Below are 14,289 nucleotides of genomic sequence, written 5' to 3' on the forward strand. Positions count from 1 at the left end.
CCCGCATCCACCCGCATTATACCTGCTTTGAATCCGGTTCGCAATAGACACGAATCTGTTTTTCTCTTCTGAGCCCTGTTAGTTCGATTGCCGAACCAGGCCAGACGACCAAAGATGCCTTTTCCTCAGGCGTTTAGCCCTCAGGCCTTGCGTCTGCGAAGAACAAGATAAAGACCCGCAGCCACACCGGCACCGGCGATCACAAGCAGCAGCGCATAGCGCATCAGCGGCGAATCATCACCAGTCCTGCTGTTCAGATTCGAACTGGAGGCAAGCGCCTGCGCATCCGCAAGAGCAGCTGAATCACCTGCAAACCCGGAATTCGGATCGGTCAGCCGCTCCGCCGCCCTGGAGCCGTCCAGAATCTCATTCGTAACGGTCACACTCGCATTCATATTCGACCGCGACAGCGTCACCTGGGGCGAGCTGATCGAGATATTGTAACCGGTCTTCTTTCCGCTCTCGACCACCTTGCCGTTTCTGTCCGTCTCCGCAAAGTACAGGGTGATGGTCCTGCCCTTCTGGGAGTTGATGTTGACCTTCAGTGTATCGGACATCGAGCTGGCATCCTTCAGGCTCATCGCCTTCTTGAACAGCAGCTTTGTGTGCGCTGCATCTGCGAAGATCCCGATGTAATAGGTCGCATTGACCCTGATCGGCGTCTTTTTATACATCACCGACTTTGTCAGCGTCAGCGAAGCCTTCTCGTTCGAGTCATTCTTTCTCAAAACGAAGACGACCGGTCCCTGATTCTCAGCATCTGCGTTGATCGTAAATGTCCGTTCGCCGGTTCTGCTCCCAACCTTCGAGAAGTTCAAGTTGATCAAATTTTTGAGCTGCGTGTAGTCCGTAAGCTGCGTGTAGTCTGTGAGCAGCGTGTAGTCCTTCGCAAGGCTCACACCTGCTGTCGTCCTGATCGACATCAGCGTGACCCCCATCGCCTGCTTCCCGATATCAATCGGAACAGGGAAGGAGATATTCTTCCGTTCTCCGACAGATGTATTTTTGAGTGTAATCTTCTGGTTGTTCTTCAGTGCCAGCTTCCCGTCCCTGGTCCGCACCCTGAATTCCGCCACCAGGTTGTCTACCGGAAGTTCATTGCCGGATGCATCGACCACCCTCAGCTGGATGTCAAACGTTCCGTTTGACATGAACTCGTTTCGGTGTGAATTGTAATACGAATCGGTATAAAGATTCTGGATCCTGATGGTCTTGTTCGTGACCACATAAGTTCTTTTGGTCCCGTTGCCGTAGGAGTCCACTTCCATCGCCTTCATCGTAACAGCTGCACCATTTCCACTGGTACGATCGCCGCCCTGGATCTGAATCTTCATGTCACGACTGTTCTTGATGGGCTTTCCCTCTGCATCGACCTCATATACATAATAGGTCGTCCCATGCAGTGCATCGACCGGAACGGTGAACCGCGCACTTCCGTTTGTCCCGGACGTCGAATTATTCTTCGATACTGTCAGCGTCTGGGCATCCCCATACGGAAGGGTTCCTCCCGCATCCATGAAAACCCGCACCTGATACTGTTTCTGAACTGTGACCGGAAGGCGCTTTCCTGTGGAAGCCCGGTACAGATCCATGTACACTACGATGGTTCCGACAGTTGACTGGCTGTCCAGCTTCGCATTAACCGTCACCCCGCTCCCATCCGCAGCCTGGTTTGTGCCCGTTATGATACCGTTCATCGGATTAAATGCATAGCCATTCCAGTTCTGTGTTCCAACGATGTGTGTCGTCTGTTCGTTGGGACCAGTCTGAAGCATCCCGACGACCTCATCATCCAGATTTGGATCGTTCATAACAAATGCTGTTGGATTCGCCTTGATCTCTCCCGCTGTCCCCGCAACCTTTGCCATGACAATTCCGGATGCCCCCGACAAATGCGCATTTCCGGCATCGTCGAACGAGCTGAGGTTTACAACCGCCTGGATACGACTCTTCAGCGTCAGAGTTAGGATCTGGCTGGAATAGGTTCCGGTCGTTGCATCTTCAGACGGTGCTGTAAGTGCGCCGGAAGCCTCACCGGGCATCTTGGTTCCAACTTTGACGAAATGGTAGTGGGAATCTTTCTCCCACGTTCCGGTTACCCCGACTGATTTGCCACCTCCGGCCTTTCCACTGAGAAGAACCAGCTGAACCGAGTTTTCCGGCATTGAGAAGCTTTCACTGCCATCGGAGACAGTCTGTTTCTGATCCGCCTTCCCGTCCTTTACCGTATAAACCAGATAATCAGCACCGGCTTTCAGAGGCTCACCGTCCGCCTGAACCGTTATGGATGCCCCAGCCAGATTCTGGACAAGCGTCTTTTCGTCGCTCTCTTTTGAATAGTAGTTTACCTGGCTGGAAGTCAGAGACATGAGATAGGCATCTGTAAAGGTGACTGAAGCAGCTGTCTGCCCTTCGATCCCCGGATCTGCATCCTGCGAACTTCCATCAGCATATACACGCGTCCTGGAAGTCATCTGCCACCCTGCCCCCGTCTCCTGACCTACCTTAAAAGTCAGAGTTGTGGAAGCCTGCTCTGTTTTCTGGGCTTTGCTGTCATTTCCGTAAGCCAGGGACGTCATCCCCGCCGGTGCACGTTCGGTTATACGGAAGACCGCAGTATCTCCTTCGTTCGGCCAACTGTCATTCTTTGACAGACCGCCTCCGAAATCAAAAGACACTGCACTCCCCTGCATGGTGAATGCCGCCACCTGCTCCCACTGAGCATTTCCGGACGCATCTGTCTCCGACGTTTGCCTTTCAATCGTAACCTGAGAACCCGGTACACCTGTTCCGGAAGGATCCTTCGACTCAATGGTGACAAGATTCCGCGGCGTCTCAGGTGTCTGACTGGATTTATGAATGTAATCCAGCTCATAATCGCTGCCACCTTCCATCAGCAGCTTCAGAGTTCCTCCGTTATTGTTTCCCGTAAGCTTAATTCCTGCTGAGGTTCCTGTGCCTGTCGCCGTTACGGTGAACACCGTCTCCGCCAGCTTCGCATAGGCAACCGTGCCAGCATTGCCTGTGCTGTTCTCGGAAACCGGCATCGCCTCCTCGCGGACAACATAGGTTCTGCCTTCCTTCAGAAGGCCTGCCGGGATCTGCTTTGCCTCTTCACCTGATGTCCAGCTGTACACAAGCTGATCGCTTTGCCCGTCATTCTGTCTCCCTGTCCTTTTATAAAGGGAGAAGACAATGCCTTCCAGCGGCTCCTGCTTCTGTGGATCCTCTGCGTTCTGACTGAAAGCATTCACTTTCAGTGTACCGGAGAATACCTTCCGGCTGTCATCTGTGCTGTCCTTGTCAGCGGCATTCTGGCTGACTTCCGCCGCTGTCTCCTCCATCAGAGCTGCCGAAGCCTTCTTTGTAGCAGCCTCTTCTGTACTCTCTTTCGACTTTCCTGCCTGGTCCGCTTCAGTAGCATAGGACAACTTTCCATCCACCGCAGCGTTTTTCGCATACACAGCTCCTGTCAGTGCGCCTGAAAACCGGATGGTTCCCGCCGGTGCCAGATACCTCCCTACTGCGCCGCCCCGGTCGGCCGTCCCTGTATAGGAGACAAGGCCAAAATTCTTCCCATCCTTGCCGTTTCCCGCAGCGATGTTGACGATCAGACGCCGGGCCAGCTCCGGATGCGCATCCGCTGTCACCGCCTGCGCCTTCCCGTTCTCCGAATAAGTAACGGCAAAGTCCGGGATGTGAATGCTCTGATTCGTGCTTTTGGCAATGATATTGACGACTACATAGCCGGAGCTGACATCGATTGTCCCATCCTCGGCCTTCACGCCGTACATCGGGTCGGTGACGGCATCAGCCGCTGTGTTCACATTGCCGCCATCATCTGCATACAGGTTCACCACGCGCACGCTGTCCGAATCCTGCGCATCTGCAAGCGATACCGAGTAAGATGCAAGTCCTCCCAGAAGGCTCTGCGCCTTCTTAAGATTCTCCGCCCTTTCCCTGTCATCCTTTCCGTTGTCTCCCGCGAGAACCTGTGTTTTTTCATCCTTCTTTCCATCGAAGTGTTCCGCAACAGCCGCATACGCGCCTACTCCGGCAAAGCCGTTCACGTCACCAGCCGACAGTTTTCCACCCCTGTTTTTCCTGTTCTGGAGGCTCGCAGCAGCATAGGTCAGGCTTTCCTTTCCTTCGCTGCCGAGGCTGACGGATGCAGAAACCAGCTTTGTCTGATCCTGCGATAATTTCAGCGATGCACCGGCATCCGATGCCTGATCCCCCATCGCCAGAAAATGAACCTCGCCTTCTCTTCTCTCTGCGATTCCAAGGTCAAGCCCGTTTCCGAATGAAAAGCGGAGGGTCGTTCCTTTTGGGAGCGTGACGTTTTTTCCGTCCTTATCAACGGCTGTGATAGTCAGAAGACGGACTTTTTCGACCGTATGCTGTGCCTTTTCGAGGGCCTTCCGGACAAGCACCGTCTGCTTCTGACCGCTTTTGGCATCTGATGTCTTCAGCGTAAGCTTTATATCAGCCGGAAGCTTTTCCCCTTTCGGCAGCGTCAGCTTCAGCGAAACACCATCCGCCTTTGCCTCGAAGCTCCCCTTTTCTACCTTTTTGTCCTTTTCTGCCTCTGTCTCGAACTGCAGCTCAGACGTTTCTGACGTTTCCGATATCTGGGCACCCGGATCGGTATTTTCCTGCTGCTGTGGCTGCGTCTCTGCTGTTGACTGCGTCTCGGAAGTGGATTGTGCTTGTGTCTCCTGTGCGGTCTGAGTCTCTGAAGCAGACTGTGCCTGTGTTTCAGCCACTGTCTGCGGCTGTGCCTCGGCTGCAGTCTGTGCCTGCGTTTCCGTTGCTGTCTGTGGCTGTGTCTCAGCCGCCGTCTCCGGGGCAGGCTGTGCCTGTGTTTCGGCAGGTGCCTGACTTTGTACCGATCCCTGTGTTTCCGCTGCGGATGCCGCAGGAGCTGCCGGGAATGTCATCACTGCCGACAGCATGAGTGCCATCAGACTGCGTGATCTGATCTTCATAAAACAGTCCCCCTCATCGTGGTTCTTTCATCTTTTCGCAGTCCCCGCTCCCCAGCGGACATGCCCCGCGCATCATGCTTTTCATGGCACTGCATGTTCAAATAGACTACACTAATTTATAGTATAGACTGCCCCGGAAGGATTGTAAACTTTTCCATTCTTTCGATTCTGTCACAAAAAAGGAACCATCCCGGCCGGAACGGTTCCTTCTTTTCATAACATTCAGTCTTCTTAATCAGGATTACTCTGCCACATACGGCATCAGTGCAACCTGACGAGCTCTCTCGATGGCAACCGTCAGTGCTCTCTGATGCTTTGCGCAGTTTCCGGTGATTCTTCTCGGAAGAATCTTTCCACTCTCGGAAACGTACTTCTTCAGCTTTGCAACATCCTTGTAATCGATCTCATTGTTCTCTTTTCCGCAGAACACACAGACCTTCTTTCTTCTGTGCATCGGTCTGCGTCTCGGAGAATCGCTTCTATCCTTTGAATACGGCATAATTGTTCACACCTCCATCTGTTCACTTCTTCAAATCAAACGGTCAATCCCACGGGAGCTTCTCGTCAACTCCCTCCGGGAACTGGGCAAATCCATCATCCGCACCTGCCGGGGCGGGCATCGCCGGCGCCGCTGAGGCCGGCGCCGGAGCACCTGCTGAAGGCGCTCCCGGGTATGCAGCCTGCGAGGCGTTCCTGTCAGACACCGCCTTGCTTTCTGCGAACTCCTGGTCGTCTATCACGACATCGGTCGTATAGACGGTCTGGCCATCCTTGTTCGTGTACTTTCCAGTCTGTAGTCTCCCTGACACCACAACCTTCGTGCCCTTCCGGAGATACTTCTCGGCAAATTCCGCCTGGCGTCCGAACGCCACGCAGCTCGGGAAATCAGCGGTCTGCGCATTCGGGTCATTGTTGTCCCTGCGCATCCTTCGGTCAACCGCAAGCGTGTACCTTGCAATGGCCATCGACTGATCACCAGCTGAATAACGGACATCGGGATCTCTTGTCAGACGTCCCATGAGGATGACTCTGTTCATACGAATACCTCTCTTCTTTATTTATGCATCCTGTCTAACGCATAAATATCTGAGAACATTGTCCATGATACGGACCCTGTCGACAACCTCTGCCGGGCAGGACGCCTCAGACTCGAAGTGTACGAAGTAGTAGAAGCCTTCCGTCTGCTTCTGAATCTCATAAGCAAGCTTCTTCTTGCCCCATTCATCGACGTCGGAAACCGTTCCGCCGAAACGGACGATCTGCTCCTTGATCTTCTCGATCAGTGCAGTTCTCTCCTCGTCTTCGAGCTTTGCGCTGACAACAACGCACAGTTCATACTTATTCATGTTCCTTGCACCTCCTTATGGTCTCGGCCCACCCTTGCACGCGGGTGAGCAAGGCAAAATGATACATCACGTTGTGGTATTATACGCTGGCTTTCAATCCCGCGCAACCACTTTTTTACAGCCTTGCCTTCAACCCTTGTCTTCAGCGCCTCACCTTCAAGCAGCCTTGCCTGCACTGCATTCATTGCGGCACTGGAAAAGCACTCAGACCGTAATCCTTGAAAAAACCTCCCCGATCGGATCCCGGATCACCAGATCTGCCCTGGTCTCCCGTCCGGTCGCTCCCTTATTGATCAGAACCAGACATCTGCCGCTGAAGTAATCGATCAGTCCCGCTGCCGGATAGACGACCAGTGAGGTTCCGCCGATGATCAAGACATCCGCTTCCGAGATCGCCCTGATGGATGCCGTGAGAATCCGCTCGTCAAGACCTTCCTCATAGAGCACGACATCCGGCTTGATGATTCCTCCGCACTTGCTGCATCTCGGGATCCCATCGGCATTCTTTACATATTCCGCATCATAGAATGCTCCGCACCGCGTACAGTAATTTCTCATGATGGAGCCATGCAGCTCATATACGTTCTGGCTTCCGGCCTTCTGATGAAGACCGTCGATGTTCTGCGTGACCACCGCACGCAGCTTCCCGGCCTGTTCCATTTTTGCAAGCTTTTTGTGCGCTGCGTTCGGCTGCGCATCGAGCACCAGCATCTTATCCTTGTAGAACCGGTAAAACTCCTCCGGATTCGCCTGAAAGAACGAATGGCTGATGATGGTCTCCGGCGGATACTTGTACTTCATATGATACAGTCCGTCCTGACTTCGAAAGTCCGGGATGCCGCTCTCGGTCGATACCCCGGCGCCGCCGAAAAAGACAATATTGCTGCTTCCATCCACGATTTCCTGAAGCTTCTGTACCTTTTCAAGATCCATCCTCATGCCTCCCTGTCTGAAAATTTCTTTATCTGCCGGTCCCCTTCAAAAAAGGCTGCCAAAGCCTTCGCTTCAGCAGCCTTTTGTTTATTCCCTGTACTTTGCCACATACACCTGCTGCAGCTTTCCCTGCACGATCCGGCGTGTATTGTCATCGCCCGTGCAGGTGGACAGCGTCACAATCCTGTCCTTTGTCGTGACAGAAACGTCGCCCCAGTTCACTTCCGATGCCTTCTTGCATGTGTCGATGAAGGACTGGAAGTCCTCCGTCAGAAACCTTGTCCGGTACGGGTCCCCGATCTTGCTCACAATTGAGCTGGAGAAGATCCGGTACTGGTAGATGAAGTCCGGTGTGAACACCCAGAAATACGGGTTGTCCGCCGCGTCTTTTTCCTCCCAGAACTTTCTCAGGGATGCGAACATCGAGCCATCCTTCATATTATGCCCGTAGATGATCGTATTCTGGTCTGTGAAATACTTCGAATTGTCACAGTTCAGGAAAATGCAGCCGGAGAACACCGCTTCCTTCTTAAATGTATGGTGCAGGTAAAAATCATTGTTGTCCGTCTGCGCCACCGGGTACGATATCCCGGCGCCGCCAACCCGGATCCAGCCGATCACCTCCGGGTTAATCGACTGAAGTTCTCTGAAATCAACCGGATTGTACATCTCCGGAAGGATCTGCGCCGTCCCGTTCTCCTCAACCTCTTCCTTCTTCGCTTCCTCGATCTTCTGAGGCAGGGTCGCCTCGGTCTCCAGCTCCCGGACATCGGACAGGATCACACCCTCCCCCGTCTTCCCGCCTTCTGCCTTCGTCTGGCCGTCCGGCGCTGTTTCCGGTGCGGGCTCAATCTGGACATACTTCTTGTTCAGATCGCTGTACTCACTTTCGCCGGCACGGTATTCCCGCCAGTAGCCGTACAGCTTATAGGCTGAATAGCCGAATACCCCGATCGCAATCACGAGAAGCAGCGTGGTGAGAAAGGAGCCAAAGCCGCCCTTCCTTTTCTTCCGGGCTCCGGTACCCGGAGCCGCCTGATACGGTTCCGGGTATTGTTCATCCGGATAGCGGCTGCCTCCGCGCCTCTCTCCTTCGTATTGTTCATCGTACGCTCTGCGGTCGCTGCGTCTTCCCAACCTGCTGCCACCTCCTTTATCATGGTCTCCCTGATTTTACTGAAGGTTTCCGACTGTCCTCGGATACGGCAGCACGTCTCTGATGTTGCCGACACCTGTCAGATACATGACCAGCCGCTCGAAGCCGAGGCCGAAGCCGGCATGTCTGGTCGTCCCGTACTTCCGGATATCGAGATAATTCGAGTACTCGCTCTCATCCATCCCGAGTTCCTCAATCCTCGCCTTGAGGATGTCATAGTTCTCCTCACGCTGGGAGCCGCCGATAATCTCGCCAATCCCGGGAACCAGACAGTCCATCGCCGCAACAGTCTTCTTGTCAGGGTTGAGCTTCATATAGAACGCCTTGATCTCGCGCGGATAATCCGTGACGAACACCGGTCTTTTGAATATCTGCTCCGTCAGATACCGCTCATGCTCCGTCTGCAGATCGCATCCCCAGTATACCTTGTAGCTGAACTGGTCGTTATGCTCCTCAAGCATCTTCACCGCATCCGTGTAGGTCACGCGTCCGAAATCGGAAGTCATGACATGGTTCAGCCGCTCTAGTAGTCCCTTGTCCACAAAGCTGTTGAAGAAATTCATCTCCTCCGGTGCGTTCTCCAGGACATAGCGGAAGATATACTTCAGCATCGCCTCTGCCAGCTCCATGTCATCCTCGAGATCTGCGAACGAAATCTCCGGCTCGATCATCCAGAACTCCGCCGCATGTCTGGTCGTATTGGAGTTCTCCGCCCGGAAGGTCGGTCCGAATGTATAGACATTCCGGAAGGCCTGTGCAAATGGCTCTACGTCCAGCTGCCCGGACACAGTCAGATGTGTAGACTGACCGAAGAAATCCTGCGAATAGTCGACACTTCCATCCGAGTTCTTCGGGACATTCTCCATATCCAGCGTCGTTGCACGGAACATCTCGCCTGCTCCCTCTGCATCCGATGCCGTGATGATCGGGGTATGAACATAGACAAAGCCGCGCTCCTGGAAAAACTGATGGATGGCGTAAGCCGCAAGCGATCTGACGCGGAAGGTTGCCTGGAACAGGTTGGTTCTCGGGCGAAGGTGCGGGATCGTCCTCATGAATTCAACGGAATGTCTCTTTTTCTGCATCGGATAGTCCGGTGTAGAAGCACCTTCCAGCACAACCTCCGCTGCCTGGATCTCGAACGGCTGCTTCGCATCCGGCGTCGCGACCAGCTCACCCGTCACAATGACAGCAGATCCGACGTTAAACCTGCAGATATCCGCAAAGTTCGAAAGCTTCTCTCCGAATACAACCTGAAGCGTCTCAAAAAATGTTCCGTCGTGAAGCACCAGGAATCCGAATGTCTTCGATGCGCGGATCGAGCGAACCCAGCCGCCGACGGTGATCGTCTTTCCGATGTAGGCTTCTCTGTCCTTGTAGATCTCCTTGACTGTTGTAAACTTTACATCCATGTATGTATTCCTCCGGAAGAATCATCTTGCAGCTCTCTTCCTCGCGCTGCGCCAGTCTTCCGGCGGCGGGGGTGCTGCTTTGGTCTCTTATTATAAACAGGAATGTCCTGAAATGGAAGTCGGACTTCCTTAAGGAATCCTTTACAAAAAGCCGGGGATCCTGTCTGGAGTCCCCGGCTTCGATGCTCATTCAGCCTTCTATGTTCGCTGTCCGAAAGATCTGACTTCTGTACTTTTCCAGCACTGTCATCAGGATGCTCCCAAGAAGGCTGCAGCTGACAACCTCGCCGATTCCAACCGTCACCATCTGCAGCGGAATCGGAAGATTCACGCCATATCCATAGTACAGAACGAGCGGCACTACAATGATATTCGCGATGACCGGGGGAAGTGTCGCAGCCGTCCTTGTAAGGGCAGTCACTCTGCTCCCGTCCGCGGTCTTCTTCCTGGCTGCCTTCCCGATCATCCAGGTCCCGCATGCGCCTGCCAGGGTTGCCAGACTTCCGCACACGATGTCAAGCGGGATCGCGCCGCCAAGCATGTTGGCGATGATGCAGCCCACAAACAGCCCCGGCACCGCAGCCGGCGTGAAGAATGGCAGCACCGTCAGCATCTCGGAAATCCGGACCTGGACCTCCTTGAAGCTGATCGGCGCGAACAGCACCGTCAGCACCACATACAGCGCCGCAATCACGGCCGCCTGTGTGATGTACAGAACTTTTTTGTCTCTCATATTCAGTTACCTCCATGGTTTTGATTAGAGTGGGGATGGCTTCAAACCCACTTATACCTGTAAAGCGGCCCTTCCTCCTGTCCTGCCAGGTGGCGCCCCGGTCGATTTTCTGACCGTCATTTCCGGCTGAAATTCGTAGGTGAAGGCTGACGATGGCCTCTCGGGATGATCAATCATCTCCAGCAGCGTCAGGGCTGTCTTCTCCCCCAGTGCTTCCATCGGATGATGAACCGATGTCAGTGGGACCGGAGACAGCTCCGCCAACCTGGAATTGTCGACACTCGCAATGGACAGATCCTGCGGGATGCGGATGCCCCGCTCTGCGCACAGTTCCGTCAGCATATAGGCTGCCTCGTCATTGTAGCAGACCGCCGCCGTACACCCCTCAAGGCGATCCAGAATCCAGTCGTCCTTTTTGAGCATACCCTTCAGCATGACGGTATCCACCCAGCTGACATGATCCTCCTCGACCGGGAGTCCGGCTCGGATGAGCGCGTCCTGATACCCCTCATAACGGCAGAGTCCTTCGCCGTCATCATTTTTAAAGATACCGCCGATTTTCCTGTGCCCCAGCGAGAGCAGATAATCGGTTGCCGCTTTTCCAACTGCCACATCATCCAACGAAACATGTGGAATGTCAAGGCTCGGATAGAAGGTATTGAAAAAAATGACCGGAATTCCCCGCTCCCTGAGCTTCCGATAGTAAACCAGATTCGGGTTCGGCAACGCTGAAGCGACCGGCTCCACGATCAGCGGATCCCGCACCTGCTGTCTGTCCAGCTCCGAAAGGATTCTTCGCTCCGTCTCCCGCCTGTTGCTCGTAAACATAATCCGGGTCGCATATCCGTGTTTCTGAAGCGTTGTCGCCATCGACTGGAGGATCCTGGGGAAGATATAGGAATCCGTGTAGGATGAAATGATTGTGACGGAGTTTGACAGCGGATCCCGGCGCCCTCCGCAGGTCTGCCCCCGGATATAGGACCCGCTGCCCTGAATCTTCTCGATGACCCCTTCCTGCTCCAGCTTTGCCAGAGCCTGCCGGACCGTCTGCCGGCTGTAAGAAAACCGCTGTGCAATCTCCGTCTCTGTCTCCAGGCGGTCTCCGGGGCGCAGCGTTCCTTCCTTCAGTCTCCCGCGCACCCAGTCTGCCACCTGCTGGTATTTTGAAGTTCCCGACATATCGTCCTCCTGCCTGCGGATAGCTCCGGATGCTGATGGTGTGGATCGTCTTCCCGGCTCAGGCTGCTGAATCCAAGTAGCTGTAGAAGACATTTCCGGCTGCAGCAAACAGATCCGTGGAATCCTGCATGCCGAAGTAGGTCCACTTTGTGTCACCCGGATTCAGCAGATAGGTGTTGTACTTGTCATACCCGACGATGATTTTGACACCTTCCGCAGTCTGTGCAATGACTGGTCTCCCATGGCTCACAAAGTAGAGCACCTCATCGAGCGTGCATCCGCTCAAATCGACCACCTGTTTTCCGATGCCGATCTGAAGCTGACTGACATCCGTCGTCCCGCTCCTTACAGACCCCGGAATCTTCTTCATCGGAATCTCCACCTGGTCCACCTTGTCGCCTCTGACCCAGACGTAATCCTGCGATTGATTGATGACAACGCCGAACACACTGTCTGCCTTCACAATGGCGTCGTTCGGGTATGTGTACATTGCTGTCAGACCGCCGGATGCATAGACATAGTAAAGGTCCTGCATATCCGGATTCATCGGAATCACGGCTGTCTTCGATGTGCCTGTTACCAGTCTGCTTACAGCTGTATCTGCCTTCTCGAAGCTGATCGTCCCGCCGACCCGCAGCAAAACCTCCGTCCTTTTCCTGTCATCGACCTGTGTCGCAATCCCAAGCTCGACATCCGCCGCTGTATCCGATGAAACAATCTGGTCTGCCGGCGCATCCTCATAGCCACTGTCCTTTTTTGCCACGCGGCTCAGATTCAGCATGTTTCCGGTCTTCTGGACACCCTTGACATAGATGCCGTCCGCCTGGTAAGTCTTGACTGAGTTCCCGTCCGCATCGACAATCTGGAGCTGGTACATCGGGAAGATGCCATTGCCGCCATGCGGGACCTGCACGTCTCCCTGCTTTGCGATTCCGTAAACCAGATCCTCCTTCATGAAGGAGAGCGGGCGCAGATATTCATCCTGCCCGCACGAATACGTCCGGATCTCTCCACTTTCCAGGTCGATTTCCTCCAGTTCGGAGGAGCCGTAAACCTTCCCCTCCTTCAGCCAGGCGAAATACCGGCCGGACTCCGACCCCGCATAGCACTCATTGCTGATCCCCTTCCGGACTTCCTTCACTTCACCTGAGGCCATGTCGACTGCATACAACACCCCTGACAGAAAGACATAGCAAGTCTTGTCGTTCTGTGTCAGGTACAGGCAGTCCTTCATATCCAGCTGAATCCGCTCCGTGTTGCCGTCACTCTGGAGAAATGCAAGTTCCGACACCATATTGGATCCGGCATCGTAGTAATACAGCGCGATGCCATTGTCTCCCTCATGACTGCCCCGGTTCATATAGCCGCCGACCGCAAAGGTGACATTCCCGTTCTCATCCACCCGGATAATCCGGATCGTGTTCTGCCTGTAGAAGTCCCGCGCATCCATGTTCTCTGTCTGCGGGAACCCGAAAACGCGTGTGAAGGAGCCCTTCTGCGTCATATAAGTCCAGAGCACATCCTCCTGAACAAATGCGATGCAGCGGTTTTTGGAGTCCGCCTTGTACTCGACCTCCTTCTGGGTGATGCCCAGATCGATTCCGTCCTTTGTCAGGACACTGCCGTTCTCAGGATCGAAAATCTGGTCCGTCGTCCGCTCAAAATTCAGCAGATAGACACGGCTGTCGGTATATCGCAGTCTGTAATACTCATGGACATCGTAAACCTCCTGTGCCCCGGCTTCCGAGGCCGCGGAAATGCGATAATCCATCGTCATCGTCGCTGTGTTTTCGTTGATCTCCGTCAGCCTCGGCGTCGGCTTATAGAAAATCTGCGGATTCAGCTTCCCCCATGTCAGCCGTTGAACACTGTCATGAATGTCCATATACGCCAGCGTATCATCCTGGTCGGTCGTATCGTCCGGCTCGATCGCCTGCCCGACAGAGTCCAGGTCCGTCTTGTTGATGCATTTATCCCAGAAGCCGGAGGCAAAATTCAGGTAATCGGACGTGTGAAGCCCGTCCGCCAGCAGCACGTGCGTATAGTAATAGATGTTCCGCCCGCCCGTAGCGACCTGGATCTTCAGCACATATTCCTGATTCATCAGGATCTTGTCCATCAGCGTCAAATCTGCCGTGATCGTGTCGCCGTCCTGATTCAGCTTGATCACCTTCGTATTCTCCAGCGACTTGGTTCCGTCGATCGTGGATACCTCGTAGGACACGGAATCCACCGCCGTTCCGAAGGTCTCAATCTTGATCGTGATCCCTCTCGTGTCCGAGAGCGGTGTGATGCTGTCACGCAGCTCAGAGGCATTGATCTCCCGGCTGTACCCGTGCAGCTCATTGAAGTCTACGCCATCCTTCTGCATGCAGACCAGCGGAAATGTTGAACTGCTCATGACCGTCGCGGTGTCCGGCGTCACCTTGTTGATCATGCGGCTGAATCCGATAACACTGACGATGAACAGCACCGTCAGAAACACAATCCGGATCAGCAGGTTTCGGATATACAGAACATTCTCTCTCAAGGGTTTCTCCCC

General features: G+C 54.1%; 10 protein-coding genes. All 10 read right to left on the bottom strand.

Annotation, left to right across the window (positions count from 1 at the left end; all coding sequences use genetic code 11):
- Window positions 1-140: 140 nt before the first annotated feature.
- The 10 genes from FYJ35_RS08020 to FYJ35_RS08065 all read right to left on the bottom strand — a co-directional run bounded on the left by FYJ35_RS08020 (window position 141) and on the right by FYJ35_RS08065 (window position 14,277).
- On the bottom strand, window positions 141-4,988 hold the full coding sequence (locus FYJ35_RS08020) for a hypothetical protein (RefSeq protein ID WP_154525351.1): 4,848 nt from the start codon (window positions 4,986-4,988) through the stop codon (window positions 141-143).
- A 241-nt stretch (window positions 4,989-5,229) separates the two neighbouring features.
- Complete coding sequence (gene rpsR, locus FYJ35_RS08025) at window positions 5,230-5,487, bottom strand: 30S ribosomal protein S18 (RefSeq protein WP_154525353.1); 258 nt, start codon at window positions 5,485-5,487, stop codon at window positions 5,230-5,232.
- 43 nt (window positions 5,488-5,530) lie between these two features.
- The gene (locus FYJ35_RS08030) at window positions 5,531-6,025 is read right to left on the bottom strand and encodes a single-stranded DNA-binding protein (RefSeq protein WP_154525355.1); all 495 of its coding nucleotides are present in this window, start codon (window positions 6,023-6,025) and stop codon (window positions 5,531-5,533) included.
- Window positions 6,026-6,046: 21 nt separating this feature from the next.
- A complete protein-coding gene (gene rpsF / locus FYJ35_RS08035) occupies window positions 6,047-6,334 on the bottom strand; it encodes a 30S ribosomal protein S6 (RefSeq protein ID WP_154525357.1) in 288 nt (95 codons plus the stop codon).
- Window positions 6,335-6,538: 204 nt separating this feature from the next.
- Complete coding sequence (locus tag FYJ35_RS08040; protein ID WP_154525359.1) at window positions 6,539-7,267, bottom strand: NAD-dependent protein deacylase; 729 nt, start codon at window positions 7,265-7,267, stop codon at window positions 6,539-6,541.
- Window positions 7,268-7,354: 87 nt separating this feature from the next.
- Entirely contained in the window at window positions 7,355-8,404 is a 1,050-nt protein-coding gene (gene srtB / locus FYJ35_RS08045) for a class B sortase (protein ID WP_154525361.1), read from the bottom strand.
- Window positions 8,405-8,440: 36 nt separating this feature from the next.
- Window positions 8,441-9,835 (bottom strand): asparagine--tRNA ligase, encoded by a 1,395-nt coding sequence (gene asnS, locus FYJ35_RS08050; protein ID WP_154525363.1) that lies wholly within the window; start codon window positions 9,833-9,835, stop codon window positions 8,441-8,443.
- A 190-nt stretch (window positions 9,836-10,025) separates the two neighbouring features.
- Window positions 10,026-10,568 carry a QueT transporter family protein gene (locus FYJ35_RS08055; RefSeq protein ID WP_154525365.1) on the bottom strand — a complete coding sequence of 181 codons (543 nt, stop codon included), beginning with the start codon at window positions 10,566-10,568 and terminating at the stop codon, window positions 10,026-10,028.
- Window positions 10,569-10,619: 51 nt separating this feature from the next.
- Window positions 10,620-11,747 carry a GntR family transcriptional regulator gene (locus FYJ35_RS08060; protein ID WP_205839772.1) on the bottom strand — a complete coding sequence of 376 codons (1,128 nt, stop codon included), beginning with the start codon at window positions 11,745-11,747 and terminating at the stop codon, window positions 10,620-10,622.
- Window positions 11,748-11,805: 58 nt separating this feature from the next.
- Complete coding sequence (locus FYJ35_RS08065; protein WP_154525369.1) at window positions 11,806-14,277, bottom strand: hypothetical protein; 2,472 nt, start codon at window positions 14,275-14,277, stop codon at window positions 11,806-11,808.
- Window positions 14,278-14,289 lie beyond the last annotated feature (12 nt).

Origin of the sequence: Porcincola intestinalis (assembly GCF_009696445.1) — a bacterium.
GTDB classification, from domain to species: Bacteria; Bacillota; Clostridia; order Lachnospirales; family Lachnospiraceae; genus Porcincola; species Porcincola intestinalis.

Bases quoted from the DNA above. Each gene is read 5' to 3' on its own strand.
- asnS (WP_154525363.1), bottom strand. From the start codon at position 9,835: ATGGATGTAAAGTTTACAACAGTCAAGGAGATCTACAAGGACAGAGAA.
- FYJ35_RS08020 (WP_154525351.1), bottom strand. From the start codon at position 4,988: ATGAAGATCAGATCACGCAGTCTGATGGCACTCATGCTGTCGGCAGTG.
- FYJ35_RS08030 (WP_154525355.1), bottom strand. From the start codon at position 6,025: ATGAACAGAGTCATCCTCATGGGACGTCTGACAAGAGATCCCGATGTC.
- rpsR (WP_154525353.1), bottom strand. From the start codon at position 5,487: ATGCCGTATTCAAAGGATAGAAGCGATTCTCCGAGACGCAGACCGATG.
- FYJ35_RS08060 (WP_205839772.1), bottom strand. From the start codon at position 11,747: ATGTCGGGAACTTCAAAATACCAGCAGGTGGCAGACTGGGTGCGCGGG.
- FYJ35_RS08055 (WP_154525365.1), bottom strand. From the start codon at position 10,568: ATGAGAGACAAAAAAGTTCTGTACATCACACAGGCGGCCGTGATTGCG.
- rpsF (WP_154525357.1), bottom strand. From the start codon at position 6,334: ATGAATAAGTATGAACTGTGCGTTGTTGTCAGCGCAAAGCTCGAAGAC.
- FYJ35_RS08040 (WP_154525359.1), bottom strand. From the start codon at position 7,267: ATGGATCTTGAAAAGGTACAGAAGCTTCAGGAAATCGTGGATGGAAGC.